Annotated in this window: 8 protein-coding genes; 5 read left to right on the top strand and 3 right to left on the bottom strand. The window is 57.2% G+C overall.

The genetic code is table 11. The annotated features are described in order from the left end of the window. Nucleotides 1-246: 246 nt before the first annotated feature. A complete protein-coding gene (locus VAE57_RS02060) occupies nucleotides 247-861 on the bottom strand; it encodes a superoxide dismutase (protein ID WP_322820256.1) in 615 nt (204 codons plus the stop codon). Between the two features lie 93 nt (nucleotides 862-954). Further along, on the bottom strand, nucleotides 955-1,587 hold the full coding sequence (locus VAE57_RS02055) for a helix-turn-helix transcriptional regulator (RefSeq protein WP_322820255.1): 633 nt from the start codon (nucleotides 1,585-1,587) through the stop codon (nucleotides 955-957). A 235-nt stretch (nucleotides 1,588-1,822) separates the two neighbouring features. Between VAE57_RS02055 and apbC the strand changes: the two genes are divergently transcribed. The 3 genes from apbC to htpG all read left to right on the top strand — a co-directional run bounded on the left by apbC (nucleotide 1,823) and on the right by htpG (nucleotide 6,119). Continuing rightward, nucleotides 1,823-2,917 carry an iron-sulfur cluster carrier protein ApbC gene (gene apbC / locus VAE57_RS02050; RefSeq protein ID WP_322820254.1) on the top strand — a complete coding sequence of 365 codons (1,095 nt, stop codon included), beginning with the start codon at nucleotides 1,823-1,825 and terminating at the stop codon, nucleotides 2,915-2,917. A 93-nt stretch (nucleotides 2,918-3,010) separates the two neighbouring features. Then, nucleotides 3,011-4,072 (top strand): GTP 3',8-cyclase MoaA, encoded by a 1,062-nt coding sequence (gene moaA / locus VAE57_RS02045; RefSeq protein WP_322820253.1) that lies wholly within the window; start codon nucleotides 3,011-3,013, stop codon nucleotides 4,070-4,072. A gap of 148 nt (nucleotides 4,073-4,220) precedes the next feature. Then, entirely contained in the window at nucleotides 4,221-6,119 is a 1,899-nt protein-coding gene (gene htpG, locus VAE57_RS02040; protein WP_322820252.1) for a molecular chaperone HtpG, read from the top strand. Nucleotides 6,120-6,245: 126 nt separating this feature from the next. Here htpG and VAE57_RS02035 read toward each other — a convergent pair whose 3' ends face one another. Continuing rightward, complete coding sequence (locus VAE57_RS02035; protein ID WP_322820251.1) at nucleotides 6,246-7,604, bottom strand: MFS transporter; 1,359 nt, start codon at nucleotides 7,602-7,604, stop codon at nucleotides 6,246-6,248. A gap of 164 nt (nucleotides 7,605-7,768) precedes the next feature. Here VAE57_RS02035 and VAE57_RS02030 point away from each other — a divergent pair, with 164 nt between their 5' ends. Together VAE57_RS02030 and VAE57_RS02025 are read left to right on the top strand one after the other, a co-directional pair. Further along, a complete protein-coding gene (locus VAE57_RS02030; protein WP_322820250.1) occupies nucleotides 7,769-8,320 on the top strand; it encodes a CvpA family protein in 552 nt (183 codons plus the stop codon). Between the two features lie 78 nt (nucleotides 8,321-8,398). Then, entirely contained in the window at nucleotides 8,399-10,858 is a 2,460-nt protein-coding gene (locus VAE57_RS02025) for an endonuclease MutS2 (RefSeq protein ID WP_322820249.1), read from the top strand. Nucleotides 10,859-12,052 lie beyond the last annotated feature (1,194 nt).

Genomic DNA, 12,052 nt, shown 5'->3' with positions numbered 1-12,052 from the left:
ACAACCCTGGTGCCTGAAGATCAATTCGATACGCTGGTCAGCCGCACCGACGAGATTATCAACACTTATCGTCTCGACCCGAACGCCAGTGTGCCATAAGCCGGGGAAATACGAGTTTCTGCCAAAGAGAGGGGCCACTGTTTGTTGTGTCCCCTCTCAGCGTGTCTATTTAACCTTTCGCCGCTGCGTAGTGCCCGGCAACGTTCGCGGAGCACTACGCGGCTGAGATTCCCGTCCCGACCAACATTAACCTTTCGCCGCTGCGTAGTGCCCGGCAACTTTGGCCCAATTCACCACATTCCACCAGGCATCAACGTAGGCGGCCCGCTTGTACTGGTACTTGAGGTAATAGGCGTGCTCCCATACATCCAGACCGAGGATGGCTGTCTTACCCTCCATCAGTGGGTTGTCCTGGTTGGGAGTGCTCATAATGCTAAGGCTGCCATCCTTTGCCGCCACCAGCCATGCCCATCCCGAACCGAACCGGCCCAAAGCCGCCGCCTTGAACTTCTCTTTGAAGGCGTCGAAGCTACCGAAGGCGGCATCAATTGCCGCCGCCAGATCACCGGTAGGCGCACCGCCAGCATTGGGAGCCATAATCTCCCAGAAGAAGGTGTGGTTCCAGTGTCCACCACCATTGTTGCGTACCGCCGTCCGAATCGCCTCTGGGATGGCATCGAGATTGCCCAACAGCTCTTCAATCGTCTTGCTCTGCAACTCCGGGTAATTCGCCAGCGCATTGTTCAGATTAGTAACATATGTCTGATGGTGGTTGTCGTGATGATAGTGCATTGTGGCTTCATCAATATACGGTTCAAGGGCATTGTAGTCGTAAGGTAATGGCGGAACTTCAAAGGCCATGTGAAACCTCCGTAGCAATTGCAAACAACGACGGCCACCATTGACCGTCATCTGTGGCGTACTTGTATTGTACCGCGGATGTGAGGGTAAGTGCTAGGCCGGAATCCGATACCGGCAACAGTGACCACCTTCGGCAATCGTGGTATCACGCTCGATAGTGGTCTCCAGCAGGTCTTCGTAAAGACGTAACTCTTGGGCGCAGATTTGCGGATAGCGTCGGGCAACACAATCAAACGGACAGTTATACTGTGTCAGGAAGAGATCACCCTTCTCGCTCTGTTCACACTCACACATATACCCCTGTTCGGCCAGTGCTTCGGCGAGTATCGCTACCTGTGTCGCCCGTGGCTTGTCCGCCAGTTGCGGGGCTAAGCGGGTGAAGAGCATTTTACGCCGCTGTTCGAGCATCTCCTTGACTGCCGGCTCACCACCGACTGCCGCCACACTGTCGATCAGTTCACACACGAGCCGCTCATAGTGCTTGGGAAAGAACGCCTCGGCCCGTTCGGTGAGCGCATACAGATGTGCCGGACGCCCGACATTCCGGCGCAGACCGCAGACATACACCAGCCCCTCCTGCTCCAGGGCTGTGAGGTGCTGGCGAATACCAACCGCGCCAATTGCCAGTGCATCGCTTAACTCAATGGCGCTCATCTGCCCGTGACGACGTAACAACTGGAGGATGCTGCGCCGGGTTGCGCCCTGTGCTCTGCGCTCAACTTTCATCGGCGATCTACCACTTTACGAGTATGCTGCTATCGAATAGTCTTAATGCGAGTATAGCAACCGTGCTCCGAGCTGTCAAGCAAGATAATAACACCCGCTTCACGCAGGCCTATGCCGCAAACCACCATCCATCGCACCGACTTCCCGTACCGTCTGTGACTTTAGTAACATCTTACTTTCTTAATTCTCTGGTATAATGTAACAAGACGCGCCTAGCTAAGGATGGAGTAGATACATGGGTCGCTTAACAAATCATCAATCGGCGACGGTGAGCGAAGATCAGATACTCGCCGCACTGCGACAGGTGCAGGAGCCAGAACTGGGTGGCAACCTGGTTTCACGGCAGATGGTCAAGCATATTGCCATCTGCGACGGAATTGTCCGTTGTACGATTGAGTTGACAACCCCGGCGTGTCCGTTGAAGGATCAGATCCGTACTGAGGCCGAGGCAGCAGTGCTGGCAGTGCCAGGGGTAAGAGAGGTTCACATCGAGTTTACCGCCAATGTTCGCCGGCCTGCCGGTATTCCTGAACAATCGGCCATTCCTGGCGTTGCCAATGTGATTGCGGTGGCTGCCGGTAAAGGCGGCGTCGGCAAGAGTACCGTAGCAGCCAATCTGGCGGTTGCCCTGGCCCAGATGGGTGCACAGGTTGGTCTGCTCGATGCTGATGTGTTTGGGCCGAGTTTGCCGCTCATGCTGGGAGTACGCGGGCAGCCAATGGCCGTGAGCGACGCCAATGGTCAGCCGATGATGTTGCCACTGAGTAACCACGGTATCAAGGTGATGTCGGTCGGGTTTCTGATCGACGAGTCACAGCCGGTGATCTGGCGTGGGCCGATGGTCAGTCAGTTACTCCGGCAATTTCTCTACCAGGTTGCCTGGGCACCTCTCGACTATCTGATCATTGATATGCCACCCGGCACCGGCGATGTTGCCCTTACCCTGGCCCAGAGCCTGCCCCTCACTGGTGCCCTTATCGTGACAACGCCGCAGCAGGTGGCAACCATCGACGTAATTAAGGCGATGGAGATGTTCCGCAAAGTGAACGTACCGCTGTTAGGGATCGTCGAGAACATGGCCTACTTCATCGCCCCCGATACCGGTAAGCGCTACGACATCTTTGGCAGTGGTGGGGCCGAACGCCTGGCGCAGCAGTTGGGTGTACCGGTTCTCGGCCAGATCCCCCTTGGTATGAGTGTGCGCGAGGGTGGTGATAATGGTCAGCCGGCCGTGATCAGTGATGCCCCTGATGCGTATGCTGAAATCTTCCGCGAGCTGGCTCGCCAGGTCGCCGCTCGTATCTCGGTGTTGCAGTACGCAATGGTATAGCCGATTCGGTACCGGTGGGCCAATCAAGTCCGCCGGTACGTGTTTCATATCGGTTACTCGTTCGCCGTCTGTTTGTCACAATGAGGTGAGGCTATGGCCGCCAATCAGCTCTCTGGCACGACCCCGATCATCTTCTACGATCCCAGCCGCCATCCCCGCTATGCCACCGATACGCCGGCACTCGATCAGTATGGCCGCCGTATCGACTATCTGCGCGTCTCGCTGACCGACCGTTGCAATATGCGTTGTGTCTACTGCATGCCTGCCGTTGGTGTGCAGTTTGCCCCTCGCCCTGAACTACTCACCAATGAAGAGCTGCTGCTGGTGATCACTGCCGCAGCCCGTGCCGGCTTCCGCAAGTTGCGCCTGACCGGCGGCGAACCAACGCTGCGCCATGATCTGGTCAATCTGGTGCGTGAACTGAAACGCATTCCGGGCATTGAACATATCGCGATGACAACTAACGCGCTCCGTTTGCGCAAACTGGCCCAACCGCTGCGTGAAGCCGGTCTGGATCGGGTCAATATCAGTATCGATACCCTTGATCCGCTGAAGTTTCGGATGATTACCCGTGGCGGTAACCTCGAAGAGGTCTGGGCCGGTATCGAAGCTGCTGATGCGGCTGGCCTGCATCCCATTAAACTGAATGCGGTGGTCGTGCGCGGGATGAATGATGATGAAGTGGTGCGGCTGGCGGGATTGACGCTGGAGCGACCATGGGAATTCCGCTTCATCGAGGTGATGCCGCTCACCGGGGTGGCTGGCCTCGCTGAAGAGGGTATCGTGGCCAGCGCCGAACTGATTGCGCGGCTTGAACAACACTACGGCCCACTTGAGGAGATCGGCCACGCGCCGAGTGATCCGGCGCGCACGTATCGCCTACCCGGTGCGAAGGGGGTGATCGGATTTATTTCCAGCGTCAGCGACCCCTTCTGCGCCACCTGTAACCGGATGCGGCTCACCGCTGATGGTCGACTGCACCTCTGTCTGCTCCGTGATGACGAGGTTGATCTGCGGGCCGCAGTCCGTGGCGGGGCCAGCGTCGCCGATCTTGAACAAATCATTCGCCACGCCGTCTATATCAAACCATGGGGGCATGGCCTCCCTGCCGGCGTGAAGCCAACCCTGCGCGGGATGTCAGAGTTAGGTGGCTGATCCGCAGTGTCATTTTCCAACAACTCTCTAACGATCAACTGCCGGCTGAGTGATTACAATGCATGGTAGTGTGAGGTCGTATCTCGGTCCGCCGCTGCGTCAGGCGGATTGATGACAATGCATTGTTCAACTATGACGAGGGAGAAATATGACCACGGAACCGTTGACTGAAACTGGTCGGCAGTCGCATACGTTCAAAGCTGAAGTACAACAAGTACTGTACATTCTCGCCCATTCACTCTACACCGACCGCGAGATTTTCCTGCGTGAACTGATCTCGAACGCTTCTGACGCGATTAATCGCGTGCAGTTCGAGATGCTGACGAATCGCGATGTGCGCGATCCCGACCTCGAACCACAAATCACCATCGAAGTCAACAAGGAAGTGCGCACCCTCTCGATTAGTGATACCGGCATCGGCATGACTGCTGATGAAATGGTAGAGCACCTCGGTACGATTGCGCAATCGGCGGCGCGCGCTTTTGTTAAGCAGGCCGGTGAGGGTGCCAAACAGACTGCCAGTGAAATCATTGGTCAGTTTGGGGTCGGCTTTTACTCGGTATTTATGGTTGCCGATAAGGTAACGGTTGTTTCACAATCGTACCGCCCCGATGCACCGGCGGCGATGTGGGAGTCGAGCGGGGGCGATAGCTTCACGGTTGGCCCAGCTACCCGCGAACGTCGTGGCACCACCATTACGCTGCACCTGAAAGAAGACGCGGCTGAATTCGCCGATCCATGGCGGATCGAGCAGATCGTGCGTCGGCATTCCAATTATGTCGCCTTCCCGATCATGCTCGATGGTCGCCAGATCAATGCACGCACAGCGATCTGGCGCAAAGCCCCGCGTGATGTCACGAACGACGAATACAACGACTATTACCGCCAGCTCACCCTCGATAGCCAGCCACCACTCAGCTTCATCCACATTTCGACCGACGCGCCGGTTGATCTGCACGCCATCCTCTACATTCCATCACGACGCGAGCGCGGTATCCTCGAACGCCGCATCGAAGGTCAGATCAAGCTCTATTCGCGCAAAGTATTGATCCTTGAAGAAGCTAAAGATTTGCTACCCGCCTATTTCCGCTTCGTTGAAGGCGTGGTTGATAGCGAAGACCTGCCGCTGAACGTCTCGCGGGAAAGCGTTCAGAGCGGTACCGCCGGTGGATCGCCGGTTATGCAACGCCTGCGCAAAACGCTCACCGGTCGTCTCCACAAGGAGTTGAATGATCTGGCCGAGCGCGATCCGGAGAAGTATCGCACCTTCTGGAAAGAATTTGGCCCATTTATCAAAGAGGGTATTGCTACCGATTATGAGCATCGCAATGATCTGCTCAAGCTGCTGCGGGTGCAGACAACGAAGAGCGGTGAGGAATGGATCACGCTGGCGACCTACAAAGAGCGCATGATCCCCGGCCAGAAGGAGATTTACTACCTGATGGCGGCCAGTCGCGATGCAGCGTTGAGCAGTCCACACCTTGACCCGCTACGGGCACGTGACATCGAAGTCATTCTCTTCACTGACCTGATGGATGGCTTTATGTTGTCGGGTCTGCGCGAATACGATGGATTACGCCTGCGCAATATCGATGAGGGAGAGCTTGATCTGCCGGGTGAGATCGAACGACCGACGCCAGCGATTAATGACGAACAGTTCACCGCACTGGCTGAACGCATTGCCGCAATTCTTGGCGACCGTCTGAAAGAAGTGCGCACATCGCGCGTACTGCGCGACAGTCCGGCCCGGCTGGTGGCCGATGAAGCAGCCTTTGGCCGCGAAATGCAGCGGATTCAGCAGGTGCTCGGTCAGGAAGTGCAGATAGGGCCGCGCATTTTGGAACTCAATCCGGCCCACCCGCTGATTGCGGCTCTGGCGCAACGTGCTGCCACCAATCCAAACGATCCACTCCTCAAACTGGCCGCCGAACAACTCTACGATAACGCACTGCTGATCGAAGGGTTGCACCGCGATCCGGCGGCAATGGCCCCGCGGATTTTGCAGTTGCTCGAACTGGCTGCCGGTGTGAACACGCCCCAGGCTTAATCGTTACCGTCGTGAGCCTGCTGAAGCTCATGTTCGGCAGGCTCACATGTTTATTTAGAGGGTACGAACTGCTTGCTATTCAAGATACCCCTTCAACAGCCCACAACGCTCTCTGTTCAATATCACCTACCGGTTGCCGGCCAGCACGCGCCAAAACGCACCAACCATGGCCAGGCGTCCGATCATCGTGATCACAAACAATGCCGCCAGCCCGTGAACCGCTAATGGCCCCAGCATCAGCGTAGTCCCGGTCAGTAGCTGCCCTAGCGCACCTCCAATCAACGACGCAATCAGCGTGCCCAGACCGGTAAGCAGGCTAAAGATTGCTACTGCAACCCCGCGTTGGGCAGCGGGAGCGCGTTCCATCAGCAGATTTCCCAGCCCTTGATTCACGCCCGGCCAGAAGACGCCAGAAAAGATTGACGTTAGCCAGAGAGGTAGAATGTTGTCTGGTGTTGAGAGTATCCAACCCAGCGGCAGTGGAATCGTCCCCATCACACACCCCGTTACGACCACACGATAGCCGTAGCGATCCATCAACCACCCCACAAGCGGCGAGAAGAAGAGCGCTACGGCACTGGTCACGATACCGGTCAGTGCCAGCAGCGAGAAATCGAGTTGCAGGGTGGTTAAGCCATAAGCATTGAAAAAGGGAGCGGCGATACCGGTAACCAGCGCCCAACCTGTCGCGAGCACGGTAAAACGGCGAAAAGCCGTATCGCGAAGCGGAGCGAACAGAAATGATCCAACCCCCTGCCACGGTTGTGGCTGCAATGGCGGCTCTGGCTGGCGGGCAATCAGCACGGCTGCCCCAAAAGCAGCCAGCACCGCTACCCCAAAGATCAGGGCGTACCCGTGCGCTTCCGCACCCTGCGCCCGAAAATGGTCGAGGGTCAACCCGGCAAGATAGACACTCACCATCGCACTGATACCGGCCACCGTATTCCGCACCCCAAAATAGCTCCCCCGCCGGTTAGGCGGAACCAGATCGCTCATCCAACTCATCCAGGCATTGCCCGCCATGCCATTCAGCCCATACGAGAAGCCCAGAGCCACGAAAAACACGGTAAGCTGCCATGTCGCCGACCAGCTGGTGAACGGCAGGCAGAGCAACAGCGCCCAAACCAGCCGCCCCACTAGTGCCGAAAAGAGCACAATGGCTCGTCGACTCGCAAACCGGGCTTCCAGGTAGGCGCTCAGGAACTGAAACATCTGGCCGATGAATGGCAACGCACCAAGCAAGCCGAGTTGAAAATTGTTGGCACCGAGCAACAGCGCAAATCCACTGAGAAAGACGCTCCCACCAATGGCGCCTGTAATACTGATATGAATATTGGCAATCGCACCTTCCCAGATGGAAATGAGTAAACCGCGTCGTACTTCTGAAGGAACGAGTGGCGATGGGTTTTCTGGTAGCGATGCGTCCGACTGTGCTATAGGTTGCACAGATGTGGCCTGAACGGTTGTCGAATTGGCAGAGGTCATAGGGCGATCCTTGTTGCAAAATAGCGTAAAGATTGAGGATGGTCAGCGGTAGTATCACCTAAACCGTGTATCATCACACAGAGTAGCGTTGTGCGGTATGCTATAATCGCTGTGCAGGCTCGTATATCGTGTGGTAACCGGAATTTGCGCCGGGAGAAATTACTATGAACGTCATCGATCTCCTCTTCGTCGTGCTCTTCTTCGGCGCACTGGCTGTCGGCTTTTTTCAGGGCACGATTCGGCTGGTCCTTGTCATTCTCTCGTTCTACTTCAGCACGGTGCTGGCCAGTCTCTACTACCAAAGTCTGGCCGATGTCTTTGTGCGCGAGTTGGGTGGGCAACGTTTCGTAAGCCAGTATGTTGCCTTTGCGTTGATCCATTTGTTTTGCTTTATTGTATTAACCTGGGTCGGAATCTATAGTTTTCGCTATGTGCAAACACCATACCATCTTGAGATGGTAGATCAGATTGTTGGCACCGCACTGGGTGTGATCATCGGTGGTATGGCCCTCGGCTTGATAGCGATTCTGCTTTGGAATCTGTTTATCGTGCGCGGTTTTGCCAACATCGATTATCCGATCACACGCTGGTTGGGTGGGCAAATCGGGACTTCGTTGATACTCCGATTCTTCGCTAATGCGATTTTGCCCAGTTTGTACGAACTTATCGATCCGATCTTACCTGACGCCGCCCAAATTATCTTTCAGGTGCAATAATCAACCCCTGGGCCGATGGTATGATTGACGGTTAGTGATAACCTGAACGCAAGACATCTTGCGTTAATGAGTGCTGGTATGTCGATCCCGGAATCTTCGCTGACTACACTTGAATTCGACGTCATTCGTGACCGTCTGGCTCAATATACTGCTTTTTCAGCCTCGCGTGAACTGGCCTTAAGTCTGACTCCGGCCACCGATCTGGCTGAAGTCCGGCGACGGCAGGCTCTGACTGCCGAAGCCCGGCTGTTACTGGAAGAATGGCCGGAGGTGAGTATCGGTGGGGCGCGTGATGTGCGTCGCGCCGTGCAGCACGCTGCCCGTGGCGGTATTCTTGATGGCACAACCCTGCGCGAGATTGCTACCACCTTGCAGAGTGCGGCGCAGCTCCGTCAGCGACTGAGCCGCCTCGACGAACGTTTTCCGTTACTGATCGACCTGGCCAATACGCTGCCCGTCATTCCATCGTTAAGCGAGGCAATTGATCGAGCAATCGGTGATGATGGGCAGGTGTTAGACAGCGCCAGCCCTACACTTGCCCGCTTACGTCACGAAGTGCGCGTGGCATTTAACCGTCTGCAAGAGCGACTCCAGAGCATGATCCATTCCAGCGCACTGGCCGGTGCTCTTCAGGAACCGATTATCACTGTGCGGAATGGCCGGTATGTCATTCCGGTGAAAGCCAGCCACCGCCGGGAAGTGCGCGGTCTGGTGCATGATCAGTCGGGATCGGGAGCCACTCTCTATATTGAGCCAATGGCAATTGTCGAGTTGAACAACCGCTGGCGCGAGTTGCAGTCTGCCGAGACGGAAGAAGTGCAACGCATTCTCAGCGCGTTATCCGACCAGGTCGGCGCAGCAGCCAATTTGATCACCAGTACCGTCAATACGCTTGCTACCCTCGACCTGGTATTTGCGCTGGCCCGCTACGCCATTGCCACCCGCAGCACGGCACCGGAGATTGTCGATTGGCGACCCGACGATCCGCCGTCGCCTGAACCACCGCTACGCCTGACACGAGCACGCCATCCGCTGCTCCCTGCTGATACCGTAGTCCCGATTGATCTCTGGCTTGGCGGCCAGTTTTCGCTGTTGTTGATCACCGGCCCCAATACCGGTGGCAAGACGGTAGCCCTCAAAACCACCGGCTTGCTGGCCCTGATGGCGCAGGCCGGCATGCAAATTCCAGCCGATCAACCGTCGCGCTTACCGGTGTTTCAGTACATCTTTGCCGACATCGGTGATGAGCAGAGCATCGAACAGAGCCTCAGCACCTTCTCGTCGCATATGGCGAATATTATCCGCGTGCTACAAACATTGGCGGCTGCACACCAAATGCCGCCGATGAGCGACGAATACACCCTGTTCGATGACCGCCGACCGGCAGCGCTGGTTCTGTTCGATGAGTTAGGTGCCGGTACCGATCCGGTAGAAGGGGCAGCCCTGGCCCGAGCGATTATTGGCCGCTTGCTTGAGTTGGGGGTACTGGGCATCGCTACCACCCATTATGCCGAGTTGAAGGCGTTTGCGTACACAACTCCAGGTGTGCAGAATGCCTCGGTCGAGTTTGATATCGAGACCCTGGCACCAACCTACCGGTTAAGTATCGGTATCCCCGGTCGTTCAAATGCCCTGGCGATTGCAGCCCGTCTGGGCTTAGACCCGACACTGATCGAGCAGGCACGCTCTTTTATCGACCGCAAAGAGGCGCAGGTTGAAGACTTGCTAGCTGGCATCCAGCGTGAACGTGATGCCGCTACCGCCGCGTTACAGCGTGCAGAGGAATTGCGGATTGACGCCGAACGCTACCGTGACCGGCTGGCGGCTGAACAACAGTCCTTTGCCGCCGAACGAGCCGCAGCGCTTGAAGCCGCCCGTGCCGAGATCGAAGCAGAGCTGCGGGAAGTTCGTCAACAGCTACGTCGATTGCGTGAAGAGTTTCGCACTGTCAATATATCACGCCAGTGGCTTGAAGAAGCCGACAAACGACTGGCGATGGTTGCCGAACAGTCACAACAGGCTGTTGCCCGTCTAAGCGTGCAAACCCAACCTGCACCACCGCCCCCAACCGAAAAACGGTTACAGGTTGGCGATCAGGTACAGGTCACTTCCATCGGTCTGAACGGCGAAATTGTCGCCATTGATGAAGAGGATCAAACCGCCACGGTACAGGTCGGCGGCTTCCGCATGACAGTCAGCTTCAACGATCTGAAGCGGGCAAAGGGCAAAAGTGATGACGGCCAGCGCTTTACCCCTCCGGCACGAACCGTTCATCTTCCCCCAACACCCGATGTCTCGATGACCTTCGACATGCGGGGCTGGCGAGCGGCTGAGGTGAGTGATCGTCTGGATCGCTATCTGAACGATGCGTATCTCGCCGGCCTGCACCAGGTACGCCTGATCCACGGCAAAGGCACTGGTGCGCTGCGTCAGGTGGTACGAGAACTTCTGGCCGGTCACCCACTGGTAGCCTCGTTCAGCAGTGGTGGCCGCGATGGTGGTGATGGTGTCACGATTGCGACGCTCGTCGATCGGTGATGACATCCTGCTTACTCGCGAGAGTTACGTTTACACGACAAACGATGCAACCGTCTCGCTCCCGCACCTCGCTCAGTGGGGGCGGGAAGACGAGCGTGCTCTGTATGGCTCCTGTTCACTTTACTCCCACCCTCCCAACCTCCCGCCCGCCGCTGGGGGGAATGTATTACCCACAACTATCTTGTGGTATTAACCACGTATGTATCGGCGGGTATGATCCCATATGTGCTTTTGGCACTATGCCAGGGATCAGTCGTACCGTGAGCTGTGCCCATCACGGACAGAACGCGGCATCGTGGCAGCGGGGAAGGTCGTACCGGTGTGTGGGGCAGGGTGATTGAACGTCTGTCATCCCGCTTTGCTCCCGTGTGCCTGTCGGCCAGACGCATGACCGCCTGCCAAACACCAACCACAACCTACCCGGCTCCTGGCCTGGTGGCAGTGCGTTGCTCCAGCCGTGCCAGCACGTGCTGGATTGGGTACCTTATCCGCCTGGTATGCGCGTGTCGCAGTGTTTGGAGTGCGGCAGCATGGCTGCCGCAGCAGCCGTGCTCACAATTCGGCGCGTGGCACACCGGTATCCGTCCTGATCACGGGGAAGCTGGATGTGATCGCTTCGATCATCGCGTTGGTCAGGCATGCACAAGATACCTGCACATAGACGTGTTGTTGCAAGAGGTTCTCACTTGCGCACCAGCAGCACCTGACGGCGGTAGCAATGATGCCTATACGCGGGCTGGAAGCCCACGCCACGGGGAGCACTTGCAGCCCGGTCTAACACAGCAGGATGCCGTTGATCGTATGACCATACGGTGTGCGTGAGGCATGGTGCCTCGTATCCATGACGATGGGATATGCGGCGTCATACCGGCTTCTGTGTGACCTGTGGGTAATGCATAGCACAGCGGGCGAGGGGCCGGGGGTGAGGGCGTTCCCCCGCCCCCAGCGGGGGCGGGTCAGGGTGGGGGGTGCTTGCCCTCACCTCACCCCCAGCCCCCGCTCCTCTCCCGCAGTGGGAGAGGAGCGAGGAGGGATGACAGGCGTGCTCCATACTGATTCTCATGCACTGCAATCCCGGCCTCCCTCCCAACCTCCCCCCGCTGGGGGGAGGAACGGTAAGGGGATCCCCCCGCTGGGGGGAGGCATGGTAAGGGTATCCCCCCGCTGGGGGGAGGCATGGTAAGGGTATCCCCC

Origin of the sequence: Chloroflexus sp., assembly GCF_034434295.1 — a bacterium.
GTDB lineage: Bacteria > Chloroflexota > Chloroflexia > Chloroflexales > Chloroflexaceae > Chloroflexus.
Note: the sequence above shows the minus strand (reverse complement) of the source record. Positions and strands in the feature narration are given on the sequence as shown.

Bases quoted from the DNA above. Each gene is read 5' to 3' on its own strand.
- VAE57_RS02035 (WP_322820251.1), bottom strand. From the start codon at position 7,604: ATGACCTCTGCCAATTCGACAACCGTTCAGGCCACATCTGTGCAACCT.
- VAE57_RS02030 (WP_322820250.1), top strand. From the start codon at position 7,769: ATGAACGTCATCGATCTCCTCTTCGTCGTGCTCTTCTTCGGCGCACTG.
- VAE57_RS02025 (WP_322820249.1), top strand. From the start codon at position 8,399: ATGTCGATCCCGGAATCTTCGCTGACTACACTTGAATTCGACGTCATT.
- moaA (WP_322820253.1), top strand. From the start codon at position 3,011: ATGGCCGCCAATCAGCTCTCTGGCACGACCCCGATCATCTTCTACGAT.
- VAE57_RS02060 (WP_322820256.1), bottom strand. From the start codon at position 861: ATGGCCTTTGAAGTTCCGCCATTACCTTACGACTACAATGCCCTTGAA.
- apbC (WP_322820254.1), top strand. From the start codon at position 1,823: ATGGGTCGCTTAACAAATCATCAATCGGCGACGGTGAGCGAAGATCAG.
- VAE57_RS02055 (WP_322820255.1), bottom strand. From the start codon at position 1,587: ATGAAAGTTGAGCGCAGAGCACAGGGCGCAACCCGGCGCAGCATCCTC.
- htpG (WP_322820252.1), top strand. From the start codon at position 4,221: ATGACCACGGAACCGTTGACTGAAACTGGTCGGCAGTCGCATACGTTC.